Annotated in this window: 18 protein-coding genes; 13 read left to right on the plus strand and 5 right to left on the minus strand. The window is 63.4% G+C overall.

Going from position 1 to position 20,546, the window contains the following annotated elements; all coding sequences use genetic code 11:
* Positions 1-6 precede the first annotated feature (6 nt).
* From ACO06O_RS05235 to ilvC, 8 genes are all read left to right on the plus strand, one after another.
* Positions 7-1,530, plus strand: a complete 1,524-nt coding sequence (locus ACO06O_RS05235) for a TolC family protein (RefSeq protein WP_421877023.1) — start codon at positions 7-9, stop codon at positions 1,528-1,530.
* Positions 1,530-2,291, plus strand: coding sequence for an efflux RND transporter periplasmic adaptor subunit (locus tag ACO06O_RS05240; RefSeq protein ID WP_421877025.1), 762 nt, complete (start codon positions 1,530-1,532; stop codon positions 2,289-2,291). The genes ACO06O_RS05235 and ACO06O_RS05240 overlap by 1 nt, the downstream gene beginning before the upstream one ends.
* A 71-nt stretch (positions 2,292-2,362) precedes the next feature.
* Positions 2,363-3,736 (plus strand): efflux RND transporter periplasmic adaptor subunit, encoded by a 1,374-nt coding sequence (locus ACO06O_RS05245; RefSeq protein WP_421877027.1) that lies wholly within the window; start codon positions 2,363-2,365, stop codon positions 3,734-3,736.
* Positions 3,737-3,739: 3 nt separating this feature from the next.
* Positions 3,740-5,884 (plus strand): HlyD family efflux transporter periplasmic adaptor subunit, encoded by a 2,145-nt coding sequence (locus ACO06O_RS05250; RefSeq protein ID WP_421877029.1) that lies wholly within the window; start codon positions 3,740-3,742, stop codon positions 5,882-5,884.
* A gap of 95 nt (positions 5,885-5,979) precedes the next feature.
* Positions 5,980-7,089: a dimethylsulfoniopropionate demethylase gene (locus ACO06O_RS05255; RefSeq protein ID WP_421877031.1), complete on the plus strand. Its 1,110-nt coding sequence runs from the start codon at positions 5,980-5,982 to the stop codon at positions 7,087-7,089.
* Between the two features lie 39 nt (positions 7,090-7,128).
* A complete protein-coding gene (locus ACO06O_RS05260; protein WP_421877033.1) occupies positions 7,129-8,121 on the plus strand; it encodes an MDR family oxidoreductase in 993 nt (330 codons plus the stop codon).
* 460 nt (positions 8,122-8,581) lie between these two features.
* Positions 8,582-9,649, plus strand: coding sequence for a response regulator (locus ACO06O_RS05265; RefSeq protein WP_421877035.1), 1,068 nt, complete (start codon positions 8,582-8,584; stop codon positions 9,647-9,649).
* Between the two features lie 163 nt (positions 9,650-9,812).
* Complete coding sequence (ilvC, locus tag ACO06O_RS05270; RefSeq protein WP_421877037.1) at positions 9,813-10,832, plus strand: ketol-acid reductoisomerase; 1,020 nt, start codon at positions 9,813-9,815, stop codon at positions 10,830-10,832.
* An 81-nt stretch (positions 10,833-10,913) separates the two neighbouring features.
* Here ilvC and ACO06O_RS05275 read toward each other — a convergent pair whose 3' ends face one another.
* Positions 10,914-12,656: a methyl-accepting chemotaxis protein gene (locus ACO06O_RS05275; protein ID WP_421877039.1), complete on the minus strand. Its 1,743-nt coding sequence runs from the start codon at positions 12,654-12,656 to the stop codon at positions 10,914-10,916.
* A gap of 156 nt (positions 12,657-12,812) precedes the next feature.
* Between ACO06O_RS05275 and ACO06O_RS05280 the strand changes: the two genes are divergently transcribed.
* Positions 12,813-13,283 carry a GNAT family N-acetyltransferase gene (locus ACO06O_RS05280; protein WP_421877041.1) on the plus strand — a complete coding sequence of 157 codons (471 nt, stop codon included), beginning with the start codon at positions 12,813-12,815 and terminating at the stop codon, positions 13,281-13,283.
* A gap of 26 nt (positions 13,284-13,309) precedes the next feature.
* Here the strand turns inward: ACO06O_RS05280 and ftsY are convergent, their stop codons facing one another.
* From ftsY to ACO06O_RS05300, 4 genes are all read right to left on the minus strand, one after another.
* Positions 13,310-14,233, minus strand: a complete 924-nt coding sequence (gene ftsY, locus ACO06O_RS05285) for a signal recognition particle-docking protein FtsY (protein ID WP_421877044.1) — start codon at positions 14,231-14,233, stop codon at positions 13,310-13,312.
* A 42-nt stretch (positions 14,234-14,275) separates the two neighbouring features.
* A complete protein-coding gene (mtaB, locus tag ACO06O_RS05290; RefSeq protein WP_421877046.1) occupies positions 14,276-15,532 on the minus strand; it encodes a tRNA (N(6)-L-threonylcarbamoyladenosine(37)-C(2))-methylthiotransferase MtaB in 1,257 nt (418 codons plus the stop codon).
* A complete protein-coding gene (dapF, locus tag ACO06O_RS05295; RefSeq protein WP_421877048.1) occupies positions 15,529-16,377 on the minus strand; it encodes a diaminopimelate epimerase in 849 nt (282 codons plus the stop codon). The genes mtaB and dapF overlap by 4 nt, the downstream gene beginning before the upstream one ends.
* A 114-nt stretch (positions 16,378-16,491) precedes the next feature.
* The gene (locus ACO06O_RS05300) at positions 16,492-16,908 is read right to left on the minus strand and encodes a helix-turn-helix domain-containing protein (RefSeq protein ID WP_421877050.1); all 417 of its coding nucleotides are present in this window, start codon (positions 16,906-16,908) and stop codon (positions 16,492-16,494) included.
* Between the two features lie 328 nt (positions 16,909-17,236).
* Between ACO06O_RS05300 and ffh the strand changes: the two genes are divergently transcribed.
* The 4 genes from ffh (at position 17,237) to trmD (ending at position 20,520) form a co-directional block, all read left to right on the plus strand.
* Positions 17,237-18,715: a signal recognition particle protein gene (gene ffh / locus ACO06O_RS05305; RefSeq protein ID WP_421877053.1), complete on the plus strand. Its 1,479-nt coding sequence runs from the start codon at positions 17,237-17,239 to the stop codon at positions 18,713-18,715.
* A gap of 66 nt (positions 18,716-18,781) precedes the next feature.
* Positions 18,782-19,231, plus strand: a complete 450-nt coding sequence (gene rpsP / locus ACO06O_RS05310) for a 30S ribosomal protein S16 (RefSeq protein ID WP_421877056.1) — start codon at positions 18,782-18,784, stop codon at positions 19,229-19,231.
* 49 nt (positions 19,232-19,280) lie between these two features.
* Complete coding sequence (gene rimM, locus ACO06O_RS05315) at positions 19,281-19,805, plus strand: ribosome maturation factor RimM (protein WP_421877058.1); 525 nt, start codon at positions 19,281-19,283, stop codon at positions 19,803-19,805.
* Between the two features lie 4 nt (positions 19,806-19,809).
* Positions 19,810-20,520, plus strand: a complete 711-nt coding sequence (trmD, locus tag ACO06O_RS05320) for a tRNA (guanosine(37)-N1)-methyltransferase TrmD (protein WP_421877060.1) — start codon at positions 19,810-19,812, stop codon at positions 20,518-20,520.
* The last annotated feature ends 26 nt before the right edge of the window (positions 20,521-20,546 follow it).

Genomic DNA, 20,546 nt, shown 5'->3' on the forward strand with positions numbered 1-20,546 from the left:
GGATTTATGAGTTTTGTTCCGAATGGATTTGTCGGTTCGGTTGCGTTGGTATGCAGCTTGGCCGTAGCTGGCTGTTCTGTCGACCTGAAGCCGTTCACCCAGGAGGAGAACGCGGCCCGCGTCGAATCTGATCTGAACGCTCTTTTCGCGGATCAGGAACGGATTTCCGGCCCGATCATGCTGGAAGAGGCAGTCGCTCGTGCCTTGACCTACAACCTCGACCATCGCCTGAAGCTGATGGAGCGAGCGGTCGGTGTCCGCGAGCTAGACGTGGCACGGATGAATCTTCTGCCGTCGGTCGCGGCCAATGCCGGTTATGACGCACGGTCGCACGCGGACACGACCTTCAACGAGGCTCGGACGTCCACATCGACGACGTCGGACAAGCGCGTCAAGACGGCGGATTTGTCAATTTCCTGGAACGTCCTGGATTTCGGCATCGGCTATATTCGTGCCAAACAGCAGGCCGATTTGGCCTTGATCGTTGAAGAACGCCGCCGCCAGGTCATTCACAATATCCTACAGGACACGCGCGAGGCCTATTGGCGCGCCGCGGCGGCGGAACGGGCGCTGCGGTCCTTCGGCCCGCTGATGGAGCGGGTTCAGAAGGCGCTGGACGACGTCGAGGCCCAGGTCGCCGCGCAGGTCAATCTGATGGAAGGGCTGGTCTACAAGCGCACTTTGCTGGAGACCCTGCGCCAGTTGGAAGGGCTGCGCCACGATATGCAGGCGGCGCGCGCGGAACTTGCCGTCCTAATGAATGTGCATCCGGATTCGGAATTCACGATTTCCGACGCCGAAGGGCCACTGCCCAGTCATGTCCTGACTTTCTCCTTCGATCCCGAGGAGTTGGAGTTGGCGGCACTGACCAATCGGTCGGAGCTGCGGTCGGAAGCGTATCAACTGCGCATCAATCGCCAAGAAGCGCGGGTCGCGATGCTGCAGATGATCCCGGGTCTGAATTTCAGTGCCGGCATCAACTATACCTCCGACAGTTATAAGGCCAATCAGCGTTGGTACGATGCCAGCATGGCCTTGGCCTGGAACGTGATGAGCCTGTTCCAAGGGCCAGCCAATATCGAACTGGCGGAAACCAAGCAGGAGATGTCCAAGGTCCGGCGGCTGGCGCTCAGCATGGCCGTGATCGCACAGGTCAATGTTGCCCAGTTGCGCTTCGTTTCGGCCAAGCGCGATTACGAACTGGCCAATGACATTGCCACCGTGCAGGGCAGCATCCAGACTCAGGTCGCCAATTCGCAGCAGGCCGCGACCGGCAGCGGGCAGGAAGTCATTCAGGCCGATGTCCTGGCCGCCTTGACCGACCTGCGCCGAAATTTGGCCTATGCCGAACTCCAGGCGGCCTATGGCCGGCTGATCGCGGCGTCAGGGGCGGATCCGCAGCTTGATGGCGTGTCGGAGCAAGACGGTCTGATGGTGCTGGCCGGGGCGGTCGGACGGGCGCTGCAGGAATGGGAAAATGGCGAGTTCAAGGCGCCCGCCCGTTGGTCCGGAGAAGATGAGGCGTCCTGATGGCGCGCCTCGCCGCCTGTTTCGTCGCGCTGTCGGTCCTGTCCGCCGGCATGGATGCGGCGGCGCAGTCTGACAATTCTCATACAGACGTGGTCGACGGCCCCCTGGTTCGGGCGCTGGTCGTATCGCGGGACCGGGCTGTTCTGTCGGCCGAAATCGCGGCGCGTATCGCAGAGATGCCGTCGCGTCCGGGCGATCGTTTCGTTAAGGGCGACCGGCTGGTCCGCTTCGATTGCAGCCGCTTCGTCGCCCAACGCGACGTCGGGGCCGCCGATGTCGAGGCCGCGCAGAAAAGTCTGCAATCGGTTGAGAAACTGCGCAGCCTGAACGCGGCCGGCCAATTGGAGGTCGAGATCGCAGCCGCGCAATTAGCCAAGACGGAGGCGCAGCAGCGTCTGTTCCAATCGGATGTCAATCGCTGCACGATCGGCGCGCCTTTTGATGGGCGGGTGGTGGCCTGGCATGCCAATCCGCATGAAGTCGCCAATCCGGGCGACGACCTGGTGGAAATCGTGGCGGCCGGCAATCTTGAAATCGAAATGATCGTGCCGTCGTCCTGGCTGTCGTGGCTGGCGCCGGATCTGTCTTTCGCGGTGGCCATCGACGAGACCGGCAATCGTTACGAGGCCAAGGTGACCAAGCTGGGCGCCGAGGTAGACCCGGTCAGCCAGACCGTAGCGATCCGCGCGGGATTCGACAGTGCCCCTCAGGATCTGCTGCCGGGGATGAGCGGAACCGCGATCTTTCCGCAAGGCCAGTGACCGCGCCAGGACGCCGGTTTCCGTCCGAGCGGAGGGTTACAAGCATCGACCAAGAGGGTAGTTAGGGCGGCATGAGCGTCTCATCCGGCACTGAAAGCAAACAGGCGGCGGGCAGCAATGCAGCGCGGACGACCGCCCTCTTGCTGCAACTGGAGAAGGAGGCGCGGGCCGCGCCGAAACACGACACTTTGGCCTTCGTTGCGGTGAACCGTACGCGTACGCTCGTTGCCTACGATCAAGCAATTCTGCTGGTCGGCGGAGGCCGCAAGATGCGGGTTCAAGCGGTTTCGAATGTCGCTGTTATCGACCGAAATGCCCCTTTCGTCGATTGGGTCGAGCGGGCGATGCGCCGGCTGCGGGAGTCTGAGGCTGCGGGGGACAATCCCCGGCCGCTGTCAGCGGAGGATTTTGATCCCAAGGACCGGGCCGGATTGACCGAGTTTCTCACCGGTCAGGTTTTGTGGGTGCCTTGGACCCGTGAGGGCCGTCGGATCGGCGGCATGCTGGTATGCCGGCCGTCGCCCACCTGGTCCGACCCGGAGCGCCTGTTGCTGGACAGCCTTGCCGATTGCCATGCCCATGCGTGGGACGTGCTGGGCAGGATACGCGGCAATGCGGGCAAGGGCCGCTCGATCCGGCGCGTCGTCGGTTGGGTCCTGAGTGCTGCCGCTTTAGCGGCGCTGGCCATTCCGGTCCCGCAATCGGTTATCGCGCCGGCCCGGATCGTCCCGCGCGATCCGGCCGTCATCGCTGCGCCAATGGACGGTGTCATCGAACGGGTGACCGTCGAACCCAATCAGGCGGTTCTGCCCGGCGATGTACTGCTGCGCTATGTGTCGGCGGAGTTGGACGCCAGCCTGGCGATCGCCGACCGTGCCGTGGATGCGGCGGAAGCGGATCTGCGGCGCGCCCGGCAGCAGGCCTTCGCAGACCCGCGCAGCAAGGCCGATGTCGCCCTGAAGGAGGCGGAGCTGGCGCTGAAAGAGGTCGAACGCGACTATGGCCGCTATCTGGTATCGCAGGTCGAAGTGCGGGCCGACTCGGCGGGAGTCGCGATCTTCGGCGATCCGTCCGCTTGGCGCGGGCGGCCTGTTCAGACCGGCATGCATATCATGCAGATCGCCGACCCGCAGTCCGTACGGGTGGAAATCGACGTCCCGGTCGGCGACGCGGTCGCTATGGCGGACGGGGCGGAAGTTGCGGTCTTCCTTGACATTGATCCGCTGAACCCGCTTTCGGCGCGCCTTGAACATGCGGCCTATGGGGCGGAGGAAACCCGCGACGGGGTGCTGGCTTATCGCGCGTCGGCAGGTTTGGAGCCGGGTGAGACGGTGCCCCGCATCGGCCTGCATGGCACGGCACGGATATTCGGCGACCCGGTGCCCCTGGGCCTGTACTTGTTCCGAAAGCCCTTGTCGGCCGTGCGGCAGTTTCTTGGAATCTAGGCGATGACGGCGATCGACGCGAATGCAGGATCGACGGGTGGCACCGATGTGCCGCTGCCGGCATTGCGGCGCGACCTGAAACTATTACCGGCCGCTCCGGACCGGACAGGGCAGCCGTCCTGGACGATCTTCGATCCGGTCCGGAACCGGTACTTTCAGATCGGGCCGGAAACGTTCGAGTGTCTGATTCGCTGGTCCGCCGGCAGTGTCGCGCGGCTGGTCGCGGCGGTCCGATCGCAATCCGTCTATCAGCCCGATCCCGGCGCGATAACGGGCCTGATTTCATTTCTGCAAAGCAATGCGCTGCTGGAACGGGCGGATTCGGAGGCAACGGAGTCATTCGGCCGAATCAAGGACGCCGGGAAGCAAGCCTGGTACAAGCAGGCGGTTCACAATTACCTGTTCATCCGCATTCCTCTGGTCCGTCCAACGGCCTTCCTGCGGGCGACGCAGCCCATTGCGGACATTCTGGCCAGTGCCCCGGTCCGGTACATGATTCTTTGCCTGGGCGTGATCGGACTGTTTTTGGTCAGCCGTCAGTGGGACGCCTTTACCGCGACCTTCATCGGATACTTGAACTGGCAGGGGGCGGTTGCGGTCGCAATCACCCTGACCCTGACCAAGATCCTGCATGAATTGGGACATGCCTATACGACCACCCGGTATGGCGGTCGGGTTCCGACCATGGGGGTCGCCTTTCTGGTGCTCTATCCGGTTCTCTATACCGACACGTCGGACGCCTGGCGCATGACATCGCGCCGGGCGCGTCTGGCGATCGGAACCGCGGGGATCAGGGTCGAACTGGCGATTGCGCTGTTGGCGACGTTTCTGTGGTCTTTCCTGCCGGACGGACCGGTGCGCGGAGCGGTGTTCCTATTGGCCAGCGCGACCTGGATATCGACGCTGCTGATCAATCTCAGTCCCTTCCTGCGGTTCGACGGCTATTACATCCTGTCCGACTGGTTGGACATGCCGAACCTTCAGCCGCGCGCCTTCGCCCTGACGCGGTGGTGGATGCGCGAAACCCTTTTCGGGTTCGGCCTTCCGGCACCGGAACATTTCGATCCGGCGACACGCCGATTGTTGATCGTCTACAGCATAGGCACCTGGATCTACCGGTTCTTCCTGTTCCTCGGCATCGCGCTTTTGGTCTATCACCTGTTCTTCAAGGCGCTCGGCATCCTGCTGTTCGTGATTGAAATTCTGTACTTCATCCTGCTGCCGGTGCTGAAGGAAATCCGGGCCTGGGGTGAATTGCGCCGCCATGCCCGCCCGACCGTCAATTTGGCGGTAACGCTGACGGTGCTCGGCCTGTCGGTGTGGTTGTTTTTGACGCCATGGCAGACCCGGGTCACCGCGCCGGCGCTGATCGACGCCAAGGCGGAATCGGTCGTGATGAGCGCCTTGCCGGCACGCGTGACGGCCGTGGTCGCCCAACCGGGTCAGGATGTCACCGCCGGTCAGCCGCTTCTGCATTTGGATGCGCCTGCGCTGCGGTCGGCGCTGGCAGGCAATGCAATGCGACAACGAACGGTCGAACTGAAACTGGCACGCGCCCGGCTCAGCGATCTGGACCGGGGCGATGTCGCGCGCCTGGAGGAAGACCTGCGTGGTCTGCAGTCGAGCCGTATGCGGATCGAAGCGCGAATGAACAGGCTGGTCGTCGCGGCACCTCTGGATGGCATTCTGCGGGACATGCCCCCCGATCTGGCGCCAGGCCAGTGGATCGCGGCGGGAACGCCCGTGGGCCGGGTCGTTGCGCCGACGCGCCGCATGCTTGCTTATGCCGACCAGGCCGATCTGCCGCGGATTCATGAAGGCGCGCGGGTCCGTTTCGTTCCGGAGGATCCGACCCGCGACGCCGTCGAGGGGACCGTCCGCAAGATTGACGGGCTGGGCGCGGACCAACTCTCCAGCCCCCATTTTGCTGCCTCTCACGGCGGCGGCGTCGCGGCGCGTCAAGGCGCCCAGGATAAGCGGTGGGTTCCCCTGAATGCCGTCTATCGCATCGAAATGGCACTGGAAGATGCGGTGACGCTGGATCGGCCCCTGCGGGGAACGGTTCACATCGACGCGCCGCCGGAAAGCCTGGCAGCGCGTCTCTGGCGTGCGGTCGGGGCCGTACTGGTCCGCGAGTCCGGTTTCTAGAATTGACCATTCGGTGAATTTTATCGGATGGAATCCCGGCGCGATCCCGTGTTCATTACCGCCCGACGGCAACCCAGTCCCGCCACGGAGGTTTCATGAGCGCACCGCTGCTTTCCATTTCCCGCCGCACCCGATCGACCCCGTTTACCCGACGCGTTGAAGCTGCCGGTGTCCGGGCTTACACGGTCTATAACCATATGCTGTTGCCGACAGTCTTCCGGTCGCTGGAGGAGGATTATTGGCATCTGCGCGAAGCGGTGCAGATCTGGGATGTCGCCTGTGAACGCCAGGTCGAAATCCGCGGCCCGGATTCCGCGCGCCTGGTCCAACTGCTGACCCCGCGCGACCTGTCAAACATGCCGGTGGGGCAGTGTTTCTATACGCCGATGGTGGATGAGACGGGCGGCATGCTGAACGACCCCGTCACCCTGAAACTGGCCGAAGACCGGTTCTGGGTGTCGATCGCCGACAGTGACCTGCTGCTGTGGGTCAAGGGGCTGGCGGCGGGGCTGCGCCTGGACGTCGCGGTCGAAGAGCCCGATGTGTCGCCGCTGGCCGTCCAGGGTCCGAAGGCCGAGGATACCGTCGCGGCCGTATTCGGTGATCAGGTCCGGTCGATCCGGTTCTTCCGCTTCGAACCCATGCTGCTGGACGGTCAGGAATACATTGTTGCGCGGTCCGGCTATTCCAAACAGGGCGGGTTTGAGATCTATCTGCAGGACAGTGCCCATGGCGAGGCCCTGTGGGACGCGATTGTGGAGGCCGGTGAACCCCATGGTATCCGCGCGGGCGGCCCGAACCTGATTGAGCGGGTTGAAGGCGGGTTGCTGTCCTACGGCAACGACATGACGCGCCAGAACACCCCCCATGAATGCGGCCTCGGCAGATTTTGTCAGACCGCGGATGCGATCGGCTGTATCGGCCGGGATGCCCTGATCCGGGTGATCATGGAAGGGCCGCAGCGCCAGATTCGCGGCCTCAGGATCGACGCCCAGGGACTGCCATTCACCATACAGCCTTGGCCGGTGACGGCGGCGGGAGTAGATGCGGGACAGGTTACCTCGTCCGCTTGGTCGCCGCGACTTGAGACCACCGTCGCCATCGCTATGATCGAACGCGATTTCTGGGACGCCGGTACGGCGGTCACGGTGGAGACGCCGCTGGGGCCGCGCCCGGCGGAAGTGGTCAACCTGCCGTTCGAATGAGGCGGGCGATCCGAACAGCTTTCTTAAGGGAGTGACGTCATGTTCAAAGCCATCCTGGTCGAAAAATCCGAAGACGGCGCCGTATCGGCCTCGGTCAAGGAACTGGATGATGCGCAACTCCCCGCAGAAGGTGACGTCACGGTGGCGGTCGAATACAGCACCGTGAACTACAAGGATGGCCTGTGCGTCACCGGCGGCGGCGGCTTGGTGAGAAGTTTTCCGCATGTGCCCGGAATCGATTTCGCCGGTACCGTGGAGGCGTCGGACGATTCACGCTTTAAACCGGGCGACAAGGTGGTCTTGACCGGTTGGCGCGTCGGGGAAGTTTGGTGGGGCGGCTATGCCCAAAAGGCGCGGGTCAAGGCCGACTGGCTGGTTCCTCTGCCGGAGGGATTGACCACCAAGCAGGCTATGGCGGTCGGCACCGCAGGGTTCACCGCCATGCTGTCGGTGATGGCGCTGGAGGCCCATGGATTGAAGCCGGGCGGCCTGCCGGTTCTGGTGACCGGGGCAGCGGGCGGTGTCGGGTCGGTCGCCACCGCGATTCTGGCGCATCTGGGATATGAGGTTGCGGCGGTCACGGGCCGGCCTGAAACGGCGGACTATCTGAAAGAGTTGGGCGCGTCGCAGATCGTGGCTAGGGACGACATCGCCGAACCGTCGGCGAAGCCGCTGGAGCGCGAAACCTGGGCGGGCTGCGTCGACGCGGTCGGTGGCGGCATGCTGGCCCGGGTCCTGACCCAGATCGTCTATGGCGGCTCGGTTGCTGCCGTGGGGCTGGCGGGCGGCGCCAAGTTGCCGGCAACCGTGATCCCGTTCCTGTTGCGGGGTGTCAATCTGCTGGGGATCGACAGCGTCATGCGCCCCTATGAGGATCGCCTGGCGGCCTGGCGGCGCATTGGAACCGATCTGCCGATGGCGAAGCTGGAGGCGATGGTGGAGGATCATGCCCTGTCCGACGTCCTCGATCTCGGCCCGGCGATTCTGAAAGGACAGGTCCGGGGCCGCGCCGTGATCGACGTCAACGCCTGAGGACCCGGCCCTCGGCTTCCACTATCCCAGCAGAGGCACCGATTGCATCCTGAAACGATGCGGTCCACAATTGGCCCATGACGGATATCGGTTCTTCCACTAATTCCCGCATTCAACCTCGTCCGGGGGGAGGTGCGGCCCATGGTCTGTCGGCGGGCCGCGGCAGCCGTGCCGGCGGCGGGGGAAACCGCGGGGCCGGCCCCGATGGTACGGCGGAGCTGGATGGCGCATTGCAAAGGTTGCGGACGCTTCTGGCCTTCGATGGGGACGGGGGACCCCGCCAGGACGTCCGAATGCGCGGCTTTTATCTGAATATCCTGGTTTAACGCTGGATTTGTGCGGTTTCCCGCCGTCGAGTCGGTTTGCGGGAATATTCCCACTTGCGTTTAAACGAATTATTCAGAAACCTGCGCGACATAATAAAACCCATCGGGTGAACCGGGTGGAGTGGGGACGTTAGATGGCGCGGTTGGATTTTTCGCGGCTTTCAGTGCTTGTGGTCGAAGACAGCGCTTTCATGCGCTCCATTTTCATCAATGTACTGCGCGCACTGGGAGTGGAACGTCTGATCGTCGCCGAAGACGGCGAACAGGCGATTAAGATCATGGCCCCTGCGCAAGGGGCAAAATCCCAAATGATCGGGATGTCCGGCATCGACGTCGTGATCTGCGACTATTTCATGCCAACCGTCGACGGCGCCATGTTCATGCGTTGGCTGCGCCGGTCGGAACGGTCGCCAGACCGGTTTCTGCCGACGATCATGGTATCCGCGGCAGCCGACATGGACGTGCTGTTCACCGCCCGCGATGCCGGCGTCGACGAGTTCCTGGCCAAACCTTTTTCGGCCGAAAAGCTGGCGCAAAGGCTGGTCGCGGTGGTCGATCATCCGCGCCCCTATATTTATACGCCGCGCTATTTCGGACCCGACCGACGCCGTCGCAGCAAGCCGGTGACCAGCGAGCGGCGGGTTCTGGGCAAAGACGATGTCGAAACCGTCTATTCCGGCAAGGAAATGTCGGCGCTGAAGAACAGCAGCAAGATGGTTTGGGAATTCCGGATTCCGCGTCAGCTGAAACGCAAGCTGGCCGGCGCCTCCGGCGGCGACCCTGACGAGCCGGCCTTCGATCCGGCATTGATCGAAGCCGCTGAGCAGAAAATCGCCAATATGGAAGGCGACTACGCGGACTGGGTCGCGAATTCGATCGAGGAACTGACCCAGGCTCACCACCGGGCATTGGAAGAGCCGGAACGCGGCGTCCATCACCTGAAGACGATCAACGAAATCGCCCATGAGCTGCGCGGGCAGGGCGGCATTTTCGGCTATCCGCTGATGACCCAGTTCGGCAAGTCGCTCTATGATGTGACGGGCGAGGATTCACAGATCTCGGCACCGCTTCTGGATCTGATCGACGCCCATATCGATTTGATCAAGGTCGTCACCAAACAGAAGGTCAAAGGCGACGGCGGTTCGGTCGGTCAGCAATTGTTGAAAAGTCTATCCGAGGCGAAGAAGAAATTTTCGGTTTAATGCCGCCGGACATTCGTTCCGTAAATTTCATAGGCGTTTTGCCGCAACTTTCGAATTCCCCCGTTGATCCATCCGGCCAAGACCGCTAGAGAGACGCGGTTTTGGCGGGTCTGCCGCCGTTTTTGACAATCGACATATGCACACCAGAGGGGAGCGCTCAATCATGCGCGTCTATTACGACCGCGATGCGGACGTTAATCTGATCAAGACCAAGAAGGTCGCCATCGTCGGCTTCGGCAGCCAGGGGCATGCCCATGCCATGAACCTGCGGGACAGCGGCGTAAGCGACATCGTCGTCGCGCTGCGCGAAGGCTCCGCCACCCGCAAGAAGGCCGAAGCGGCCGGCTTCAAGTGCATGACCGCGTCCGAAGCGGCGGCCTGGGCCGATGTCGTCATGATGCTGACGCCCGACGAACTGCAGGGCGACATCTATCGCGACGAACTGCACAGCAATATGAAGGACGGCGCGGCGATCTGTTTCGCGCATGGCCTGAACATTCATTTCAATCTGATCGAAGCCCGCGCCGATCTGGACGTTTTCATGATCGCGCCGAAGGGCCCGGGCCACACCGTGCGCTCGGAATACCTGCGTGGCGGCGGCGTGCCGACCCTGGTCGCGGTCGACCGTGACGCCTCCGGCAATGCGCTGGAAATCGCCCTGTCCTATGCCTGCGCCAATGGCGGCGGCAAGGCCGGCATCATCGAAACCTCCTTCAAGGAAGAGTGCGAAACCGACCTGTTCGGTGAGCAGGTCGTCCTGTGCGGCGGTTTGGTCGAACTGATCCGCGCCGGGTTCGAAACCCTGGTCGAAGCCGGTTACGCGCCGGAAATGGCCTATTTCGAATGCCTGCACGAAGTGAAGCTGATCGTCGACCTGATCTATGAAGGCGGCATCGCGAACATGAACTACTCCATCTCCAACACGGCCGAGTATGGCGAATACGTCACCGGCCCTCGGATCATCACGTCCGAGACGAAGGCCGAGATGAAGCGTGTTCTGTCGGACATTCAGAGCGGCAAGTTCACCCGCGACTGGATGCTGGAGAACAAGGTCAACCAGACCAGCTTCAAGGCCACGCGCCGCCTCAACGACGCCCATCCGATCGAGGAAGTCGGCGAGAAGCTGCGCGCCATGATGCCCTGGATTTCGGAAAAGGCACTGGTCGACAAGACCAAGAACTGATCCGTCCGGGCCACGGAACGAGAAAACCCCCTTCCGGCCGGAAGGGGGTTTTTCTTTGGTCCGATAGGTTGCCGTCCGGGATCAGTCGGATTCGATCTTACGCAGGAAAGCCTCGATCTCGGCATTCAGGGCCTCGGTCTGGCTGTTGAGACCCTCCGCGGCTTCCAGCAATTCGCGGCTGACGGCGTCGGTCGACGCGGCGCCCTCGCGGACGGAGGAGATATGTTCCGACACGGTGGCTGCACTTTCTGACGCACCCTGGACGGAACGGGAAATCTCGGTCGTCGTCGCTTCCTGTTCCTCGACGGCGGCGGCAATGGCGGCAGAAATCCCGTTGACGCGCTCGATGACGGTGGAAATGCTGCCGATGGCTTCCACGGCTTGTTCCGTGCGCGATTGAACGTCCTCGATCTGACGGGCAATTTGTTCCGTCGCGCTGCCGGTCTGGTTGGCCAGGGATTTCACTTCCTCCGCAACGACGGCGAAACCCTTACCGGCCTCGCCCGCGCGCGCGGCCTCGATCGTGGCATTCAGTGCCAGAAGGTTGGTCTGTTCGGCGATATCGGTAATCAGTTTGACGACTTCGCCGATCTTCTGGGACGCGTCCTTCAGGCCGCTGACGGTCTCCGCCGCCCGGCGGACATCGGTCACCGCGCTATCGGTCGTCACGCTGGCGTCCAGGACCTGGCGATTGACTTCCTTGATGGCGGCGGACATTTCCTCGATCGCCGCGGCGACGGAACTGGCGCTGGCGTTGGCCCGATCCGCCGCCTCGACAGCGACGCTGGATTCCGAAGTGGACCGTGACGAGTTTTCGGCGAGTTTCTGGGCCGATCCGTCCAATCCGGCAGCAGAGCGACCCAAGGCCTGCAGGGATTGACTGACCTTGTCCCGGAAAGTGGCAACGGCGGTTTCGACGTCCCGGGCGCGCGCCGACTGCCGGGCGCTTTCGGTTTCCGCCGCGCGGGTCAGATCCGACGTGCGGATCATCGACTCGCGGAACCGGTCCAGCGCGGTCGCCATGCGCTCGAACTCGTCATTTCGGCCGAAGCGCGGGCTTTCCTGATCCGTGTCGCCATCGGCCAGGACCTGCATCGCCCCGGTCATGCTGCGGATCGGGCGCAGCACCCTTTGGCGCACGATCCAAAGAATGAAGCAGAACACGCCCAATGTTCCGACCACCGCGACAATGATGGTGCCTCGCACCGCCAGGCGGCCCAGTTCGGCGGCCTCGGCCCGCAATTCATCCATCGCGGCGCGGTTCGCGGCCAGCAGTTCGGCCTGAATTTCGGTCATGCGCTCGATCAGCTTCTGGTTCTTGCCGTCGGATACGCGGGTCGCCCGTTTGGTCTCTTCCTCCTTGACGGATTCGACGACTTTTTCATGACCGGAAACCCAGGAATCGAAGGCGTCGTTCACTTCCTGGAACAGTTCGGCCTCTTCGGGGGAAAGCATGGCCGCGAAGCGGTCCTTCAACTCGCGGGCCAGCGCGAGTTCCTGCTCGCCGGCTTCCATGTTCTTTTCCCGGTGGACCGGCGAGATCGCCAGGATCATGCTCTTCTCGGTCCGGTTCACGCGGGTCAGCGCATGCTCGAACTCCATGCCGGTCACGATCTTCTCATAGCGCTTCTCGACGATCTCGTTCATCGCCGCGCTGAGCTTTTGATTCGAATAGACCGATGTGCCGCCAATGATCGCGGCCAACAACAGGATCGCCGCCATGACCAGCCAGAACGGCTGAGCCACGGAACGGGCCGGCGCGGATTGTTTTGTGGTAGCCCCGTCCAGGTCCGACGCGACGGCGTCTGCGGAAGTGTCCGCCATGAATTGTCCCCCTGATATTCAAAAAGTCGTACAAGTCGTGGATGTGATTTTAACTTTACCAGATTAAGAAATGGCTAATTCTTACATCTGTTACTGGATAGTGTAGCCATAGCGACATATCTGGAAGCAGATTGTTGCGAAATGGGGGCTGGTGAAATGGCCGCATCATTCAAGTTGCGTCCTGCGGCACCGCAGGAAAGCGCCGCGTTGTCTGCCCTGGCCTTGCGGTCCAAGGGACATTGGGGCTATGGCCCGGAATTCATGGCCAAATGCGTCGGCCCCCTGACCATTTCTCCGGAAACGATAGGATCAGGTCTGGTCATGGCGGCGCAATGCACGCTCAGTGAAGACCTCTTTGGCGTGTGCCACGTGACGGTGGCGGGTAAGCATGCGTCTTTGGAGAAACTTTTCGTCGATCCCGGGGCGATGGGGTTGGGGGTCGGACGGGCGCTGTTCGATTGGGCGGCCGAAACGGCCCGCGCGGCGGGATGCAACAGCATGGTGATCGAATCCGATCCCGATGCCGAGGCATTTTACAAAAGAATGGGCGCGGTTCGGGTCGGCGAGGCACCGTCGGAAGTCATCCCCGGGCGCATGTTGCCGATGTTGGTTCTTCGCATCGGCTGAATCGACGCCGTTCGGCCTCTCGCCGCCTATTCCAACCCCATCAGGCCACGGGCGAAATCCCGCGCTTCGAAGGGGCGCAAATCGTCCGCCTGTTCCCCGACGCCGATGGCATGGACCGGCAGGCCGAAACGATCCGCCAGCGCGACCAGGACACCGCCCTTGGCGGTGCCGTCCAGTTTGGTCAGGACCAGCCCGGTCACCTTGACCATATCGCCGAAGACGCTGACCTGCTGCAGCGCGTTCTGGCCGACTGTCGCGTCCAGGACCATGATCGTGTCATGCGGCGCGGTTTCGTCCTGTTTGCCGATGACGCGGACGACCTTCTGCAACTCCTGCATCAGGTTCGCCTTATTGTGCAGGCGGCCTGCCGTATCGATCAGCAGAATATCGACCCCCGCCTCTTTGGCTTCCTTCAATGCATCGAAGGCAAGGGAGGCGGCATCGGTGCCGGTATCCCGCGATATGACCGGAACGCCGGTCCGATCGCCCCAGACTTTAAGCTGTTCCACCGCTGCCGCCCGGAAAGTGTCGCCGGCGGCCAGCATGACCGACAGGCCCTGTTCCCGGTACCGTTTCGCCAGTTTCCCGATCGTCGTTGTCTTGCCGGAACCATTCACACCGACAACCAGCACGACATGCGGCTTGAGATCCGGCTTCGGGTCCAACGGCTTCGCGACGGGCTCAAGCACAGAGGTGACATGGTCGGCGAAGGCTTCGCGGACCTCCTGATCGCTGATTTCCTTGTCGAAGCGGGTCTTGGCGAGTTCCGCGGTCATGCGTGCCGCCATGGCCGGGCCCAGATCGGCCGCGATCAGAACCTCCTCCAATTCCTCCAGCGCCTCGTCGTCCAGCCGGCGCTTGCCGGTGAAGATGCTGGCGACGCCGTCGGTCAGCCGCGACGAAGTCTTCGTCAGGCCTTGCTTGATCTTTTGGAACCAGTTGAGGGCCATGAACCTACCGATTTGCGTTGAAGGGAAGGGGGCGTTGCTGGGCTATGCGGCCAGCGCGGTGCCGGTGACCGATCCGTCTCGACCGGTCCGTAGGCGCGCGCGGATCAGACTGCCGTCCTGGACCTGGCCGGGGAAGCGCACCGGCGCGAAGCCTTCGCTGTGGCCGCTATTGTCCTGTTCGATCAGCACAACGGCCTCGCCGCCGTCCAGCCGCGCCAGATAGGCGGCCTCGGCGCGGGCGCCCGCGTCGCGCAGGGCCTTCGCGCGCGCCTTGCGGTCGGCCTTCGGAACCTGGTTCGGGATGCGCGCCGCCGGCGTGCCGGGACGTTCGGAATAGGGGAAGACATGCAGCCAGGTCAGGCCGCATTCCTCGACGATGCGAAGCGTGTTGTCGAACATCGCGTCTGTTTCGGTCGGGAAGCCGGCGATCAGGTCCGCACCGAAAACGATATCGGGGCGTAGCGCGCGCAGCGTGTCGGTCAGACGGATCGCGTCGCCGCGCGAATGGCGGCGCTTCATGCGCTTCAGGATCATGTCGTCGCCTGCCTGCAGCGAGAGATGCAGATGCGGCATCAGACGCTCTTCCTCGGCGACCGCACGGATCAGGTCGGGGTCCATCTCGATACAGTCGATGGACGAGATGCGAAGACGCGGCAGTTCCGGCACAAGCTTCAGGATACGCCGGACCAGCAGGCCAAGGCTCGGCTGGCCGGGCAAGTCCGCGCCATAGGACGTGATGTCGACGCCGCTCAGCACGACTTCCTTCACGCCGCCTTCGACCAGAGTGCGGATCTGCTCGACGACTTCGCCCGCCGGGACGGAGCGGCTGTTGCCCCGGCCATAGGGAATGATGCAGAAGGTGCAGCGATGGTCGCAGCCGTTCTGAACCTGGACGAAGGCGCGCGCCCGCCCGCCGAAGCCGGAAATCAGGTGATTGGCGGTTTCGCGCACCGACATGATGTCGTCGACGCGCACCCGTTCCTCGGACCGCCCGCCATAGGTTTCCGCCTGAAGCTTCTCGCGGTTGCCGACCACGCGCGATACTTCGGGCATGGCGGCATAGGTATCGGGGCTGATCTGGGCCGCACAGCCGGTGACCAGGATTTCAGCGTCGGGACGTTCGCGGCGCAGCTTGCGGATCGTCTGGCGCGCTTGGCGTTCCGCCTCCGCCGTCACGGCGCAGGTATTGACGACGATCAGATTCTCGCGGCCCGCGCCTTCCGCCAATTCCCGGATGGCTTCGGATTCGAAGGCGTTCAGGCGGCAGCCGAAGGTGACGATTTCCGGCTTGGCGGTCATAGCGCCGCCTCGCCGGTGAAGGCCGTCGAAACCGGGCCCGTCATGATGACATGGCCGTCGTCGCGCCATTGGATTTCCAACATCCCGCCATCGACATGGACCGATACGGCCGCGTCACGGGCATTGACCAGTCCCCGGCGATGGGCCGCGACCACGGTGGCGCAGGTTCCAGAGCCACAGGCCAAGGTGATGCCCGCCCCGCGCTCCCAGACCCGCAGGCGCAGCGATCCGTCGGGGCGGACTGACACGATTTCCACATTCGTCCGCTCGGGGAAAAGCGGATGATGCTCGACGGCCGGGCCAAGCGCATCCAAATTGGGCGCTTCGGCGTCGTCGACGATGAAGATGCAGTGAGGATTGCCCATTCCGACCGCCGCCGGATCACTCAGCGGCCCTTCCTGGATCGGCAGATGCAAGGTGTCCATTGCCTCGGCCAGCGGAACATCCTGCCAGTCCAGCAGCGCTTCACCCATATCCACCGACACCAGTTCGTCGACGCGGCGGCAAGACAGCAATCCGCGTCGGGTCTCGATGATGCACGACCCCGTGCCCGTCTCTTCCATCAGCAGATGGGCGACGCAGCGCGTACCGTTGCCGCAGGCCCCGGCCTCGCTGCCATCCGGGTTGTAGATGCGCATGAAGACATCGGCGCTGCCGTCATTGGCCGGTTCCAGAACCAGCAATTGGTCGAAACCGATGCCGCGCCGGCGGTCGCCGATCAAGCGGATGCGCGCTTCGGGCAGCGGAATGGGCTCGGCGCGCGCGTCCAGCACGACGAAATCATTTCCCAGTCCATGCATCTTGCGAAACGCCAGCACGCCCGCGGCTCCATCGATCTTCGCCAATTCAAGCCCCTATATGGGGCGGACCGACGCGTCTTATAGGGGCGCGGAGCGTTTCGCGCAATTTCACCGTTGCCGCAGTCTTTGACCCGGCGTTGACCCGGCGGTGCCGGTGGCTCAAGGGTCCCGCCGGTTCGCGCGGGCTTGGCGAAAAATTTCGCTGTCGCCGATCTCCTTGATCAGTCGCAGAAAGGAGAGGCGCTCGCGCGGGTCGGTGATCTGTTGGAACAAAAGCCCCAGTTCTTCGGCGTTGCTGTCCCGCGGTTCCGCTCCGTCCGTATCGATCATCGGCAAGCCGGCATAGAAATCCTCAATCCGCACGTTCAACGTATCCGCCGCCAGAAAGAGGACGCCTGCCGAGATTCGGTTTTCACCGCTTTCGTACTTCCGTATCTGTTTGAAGCTGAGGCCGACGGCCTCGCCCAGTTCGACCTGGGTCATTCTGCGCTGCCGGCGCAGTCTTTTAAGGTTTCCGCCGATATGCCGGTCAATATCGGTCGGTTGCCGGGCATTTCCCCTACTCTTTGTAGCCATTATGCTTTCCTAATTAAATCTAACCGAGTATTGCCCGCGCTACGATGGCAATGCAATGCATAATAATGAATCTGTTCTTGAGTCGCCGGGTGCTGGCCTTGCCGGGGCGCGACGCGGAGGGCATTGGGCGGAAATGCCGGATTGCTGGGGGCCGCGGGCTTGACGCGCCGGAAAATTGGGCATAGAACCCGCGCCATATCAGGCAGTGCTGCAGCACTCGGTCCCAAGGGGCCCCGCCGGTCCGCGAGTTTCGCGCACCGGCGCGTTTTGCGTTGTGACCTGTCTGATCCGCGCGCGCACGCGTTTTTGAATTGGGTTCGAGGTACGGATGTTCGAGTCGCTGTCAGACCGGTTGGGGGGTGTTTTCGACGCCCTGAAACGGCGTGGTTCGCTGAAGGCGAGCGACGTCGATGCCGCCATGCGCGATATCCGCATCGCGCTGCTGGAAGCCGATGTTGCGCTACCGGTGGTCAAAGAGTTCATCAACGGCGTCAAGGAAAAGGCTGTTGGCGAACAGGTCCTGAAATCGGTCACCCCGGGCCAGCAGGTCGTCAAGATCGTCCATGATGCGCTGGTCGATCTTCTGCATACCGATGATCAGGATTTGAACCTGATCGGCGAGCCGCCCTTTGCCATCCTGATGGTCGGCCTGCAGGGTTCGGGTAAGACGACGACGACCGCGAAGCTGGCGAAGCGCCTGTCCGAAAAAGAGAAGAAAAAGGTCCTGATGGCCTCGCTGGACGTCTATCGCCCGGCGGCGCAGGAACAGTTGAAGATCCTGGGTGAGCAGACCGGTGTCGCCACCCTGCCTATCGTCGCCGGCCAGCAGCCGGTGGATATCGCCAAGCGCGCCCTGAATGCCGCGCGGCTGGGTGGCTATGACATCGTCTTCCTGGACACGGCCGGTCGCCTGCATGTCGACGAGCAGTTGATGGCCGAAGTCGCCGCCGTCCGGGACACTGCCGTGCCGCGCGAGACGCTGCTGGTGGCCGACAGCATGACCGGTCAGGACGCGGTGACGGTGGCCAAGAGTTTCCAGGACCGCGTCGGCCTGTCCGGTATCGTCCTGACCCGCGTCGACGGCGATGCGCGCGGCGGGGCGGCCCTGTCGATGCGCCACGTCACCGGCAAGCCGATCAAGTTCCTCGGCACCGGCGAAAAGATGGACGAGGTCGAGGCCTTCCGCGCCGACCGCGTCGCCGGACGCATCCTGGGCATGGGCGACGTTGTCTCGCTGGTCGAAAAGGCCGCGGAAACGATCGAGCAGGCGGAAGCCGAAAAGATCGCCCGCAAGATGCAGAAGGGCGAGTACGACCTGGAAGACATGGCCTCGCAGCTCAAGCAGATGCGCAAGATGGGCGGTCTGGAAGGGTTGATGGGCATGCTGCCGGGCGTCGCCAAGATCAAGAAACAGATGGCCGGCGCCAATATCGACCCGAAGGCGCTGCTGCGGCAGGAGGCGATCATCTCCTCCATGACGCCGCAGGAACGGCGCCAGCCGAAGATGCTGCATGCCTCGCGCAAGCGCCGCATCGCTTCGGGGTCCGGCACCAGCGTGCAGGACGTGAACAAGCTGCTGAAGCAGCACCAGACGATGGCCAAGATGATGAAGCAGGTCTCCAAGCTGGGGAAGCAGGGCAAGCTTCCCGGCGGCATGGGCGACATGGGCGCGCTTCTTGGCGGCGGGCCGGGCGGAATGCCCGGCGGCGGACAACTCCCGGGGCTGGGTGGCCCTGGCGGTGGATTGGGGGGCGGTGGCCTGCCTCCCGGGATGGGCGGCTTCCCGCCCGGTTTCCCGAAGAAATAACCGGTCGGAGCCGACTTCGACCTTTCGACAACCGAGTACGATGTTTCAGTAAACTGGAGAACGCATATGAGCCTTAAGATCCGTATGTCCCGTGGCGGCGCGAAGAAGCGCCCCTTCTATCGCATCGTGGTCGCGGATTCCCGCGCCCCGCGCGACGGCCGCTTCATCGAGAAAATCGGCTTCCACAACCCGATGGTCGACCGTGACCACGAAGAGCGCCTGAAGCTGGACCTGGACCGTGCCCGTCATTGGCTGTCGGTCGGCGCCAAGCCGTCGCCGCGCGTCCACCGCTTCCTGGCGGAAGCCGGCGTCCTGGAAAAGGCCGTCATTACGGAGCAGACCAAGAAGAACCTGCCGAAGGCGAAGGAGCAGGAGCGTATCCGCGAGCGCGAAGAGAAAGCCCGCGAAGCTGCTGAAGCCGCGGCCGCTGCCGAGGCGGAAGCCGCCGAAGCTGCCGCCGCTCCGGCCGAGGAAGCCCCGGCTGAAGAAGCAGCTTCCGAAGAAGCTGCCTCGTAAGGTCCACGCGACACGGACGGATCGGATCATGCCGGATGGGATCGGAATAATGGGGAAGCGTAAACTCGTCATCGGCGTCGTGACCGGCGCGCATGGCGTGCGCGGCCTCGTGCGCGTGAAGAGCTTCACCGCCGATCCCGCCGACCTGACCGCCTATGGTCCGCTGACGGACGCTTCCGGATCCAAGACCTTCGACCTGACGGTCAAGGGCGATGTGAAGGGTCAGATTCTGGCCGCCATCGCAGGCTGCGCCGACCGCAATGCCGCCGAGGCATTGCGCGGGACGGAACTCTATCTCGACCGCGATCTCCTGCCGGAGACCGAGGAGGAGGGGGAGTTCTACCACGCCGATCTGATCGGGCTCGACGCTGTCGGGCCGGAGGGCCAGGCGATGGGGACGGTGCGGGCGATTTACGATTTCGGCAGCGGCGACATGCTGGAAATCGTCGATGGCGAAGGCCGCGCGGAACTCTATGCCTTCACCTCGGACGTGGTGCCGGATGTCGATCTGGAAGCCGGCCGGCTGACGATCGTGCCGCCGGCATCGGTCGAAGACGAAGAAGGGGACGCGTAGCGCCATGAATGCCCCCTGGACCGTCACGACCCTGACCCTGTTCCCGGAGATGTTTCCCGGATTCCTCGGCCAATCCCTTGCCGGCAAGGCGCTGGAAAAGGGTGTCTGGCAGATGGATGCCGTGGATATCCGGGATTTCGCCACCGATCGTCATCAGACGGTGGACGACGCGCCGATGGGCGGCGGGGCCGGCATGGTGATGCGGCCGGACGTGCTGGATGCGGCGATTTCCGCCGTGGCCGACCGTCCGGGACCGATGGTCTATCTCTCGCCGCGAGGTCGGGTCTTCGACCAGGCGACGGCGCGGGAATGGGCCGACGGGCCGGGCCTGCGAATCCTTTGCGGCCGGTATGAGGGCGTCGATCAGCGGGTGCTGGACAAGTGGGAGATCGAAGAGGTCAGCCTCGGCGATTTCGTTCTGTCCGGCGGCGAACCGGCGGCCCTGGCAATGCTGGACGCGGTCTTGCGTCTGTTGCCGGGCTATCTCGGGTCGCGCGAGTCCTTGGACGAGGAAAGCTTCGAAAGCGGGTTGCTGGAATATCCGCAGTATACGCGGCCGGCGGAATGGGACGGACGGGCGGTGCCCGACGTCCTGCTGTCCGGCCACCACGAGAATATCCGGGCCTGGAGACGGGCCCAGGCCGAAGCCGTCACACAGCGGCGCCGGCCGGATCTTTGGGCCCGCCATACCGGGTCGAAACACGTTGCGTGCTGAACGCACGGAATTTTGCAGGAAAGGAA

The organism is Pacificispira sp. (assembly GCF_965228185.1).
GTDB lineage: Bacteria > Pseudomonadota > Alphaproteobacteria > UBA8366 > Aestuariispiraceae > Pacificispira.

Bases quoted from the DNA above. Each gene is read 5' to 3' on its own strand.
- ACO06O_RS05235 (WP_421877023.1), top strand. From the start codon at position 7: ATGAGTTTTGTTCCGAATGGATTTGTCGGTTCGGTTGCGTTGGTATGC.
- ACO06O_RS05240 (WP_421877025.1), top strand. From the start codon at position 1,530: ATGGCGCGCCTCGCCGCCTGTTTCGTCGCGCTGTCGGTCCTGTCCGCC.
- ACO06O_RS05245 (WP_421877027.1), top strand. From the start codon at position 2,363: ATGAGCGTCTCATCCGGCACTGAAAGCAAACAGGCGGCGGGCAGCAAT.
- ACO06O_RS05250 (WP_421877029.1), top strand. From the start codon at position 3,740: ATGACGGCGATCGACGCGAATGCAGGATCGACGGGTGGCACCGATGTG.
- ACO06O_RS05255 (WP_421877031.1), top strand. From the start codon at position 5,980: ATGAGCGCACCGCTGCTTTCCATTTCCCGCCGCACCCGATCGACCCCG.
- ACO06O_RS05260 (WP_421877033.1), top strand. From the start codon at position 7,129: ATGTTCAAAGCCATCCTGGTCGAAAAATCCGAAGACGGCGCCGTATCG.
- ACO06O_RS05265 (WP_421877035.1), top strand. From the start codon at position 8,582: ATGGCGCGGTTGGATTTTTCGCGGCTTTCAGTGCTTGTGGTCGAAGAC.
- ilvC (WP_421877037.1), top strand. From the start codon at position 9,813: ATGCGCGTCTATTACGACCGCGATGCGGACGTTAATCTGATCAAGACC.
- ACO06O_RS05275 (WP_421877039.1), bottom strand. From the start codon at position 12,656: ATGGCGGACACTTCCGCAGACGCCGTCGCGTCGGACCTGGACGGGGCT.
- ACO06O_RS05280 (WP_421877041.1), top strand. From the start codon at position 12,813: ATGGCCGCATCATTCAAGTTGCGTCCTGCGGCACCGCAGGAAAGCGCC.
- ftsY (WP_421877044.1), bottom strand. From the start codon at position 14,233: ATGGCCCTCAACTGGTTCCAAAAGATCAAGCAAGGCCTGACGAAGACT.
- mtaB (WP_421877046.1), bottom strand. From the start codon at position 15,532: ATGACCGCCAAGCCGGAAATCGTCACCTTCGGCTGCCGCCTGAACGCC.
- ACO06O_RS05300 (WP_421877050.1), bottom strand. From the start codon at position 16,908: ATGGCTACAAAGAGTAGGGGAAATGCCCGGCAACCGACCGATATTGAC.
- ffh (WP_421877053.1), top strand. From the start codon at position 17,237: ATGTTCGAGTCGCTGTCAGACCGGTTGGGGGGTGTTTTCGACGCCCTG.
- rpsP (WP_421877056.1), top strand. From the start codon at position 18,782: ATGAGCCTTAAGATCCGTATGTCCCGTGGCGGCGCGAAGAAGCGCCCC.
- rimM (WP_421877058.1), top strand. From the start codon at position 19,281: ATGGGGAAGCGTAAACTCGTCATCGGCGTCGTGACCGGCGCGCATGGC.
- trmD (WP_421877060.1), top strand. From the start codon at position 19,810: ATGAATGCCCCCTGGACCGTCACGACCCTGACCCTGTTCCCGGAGATG.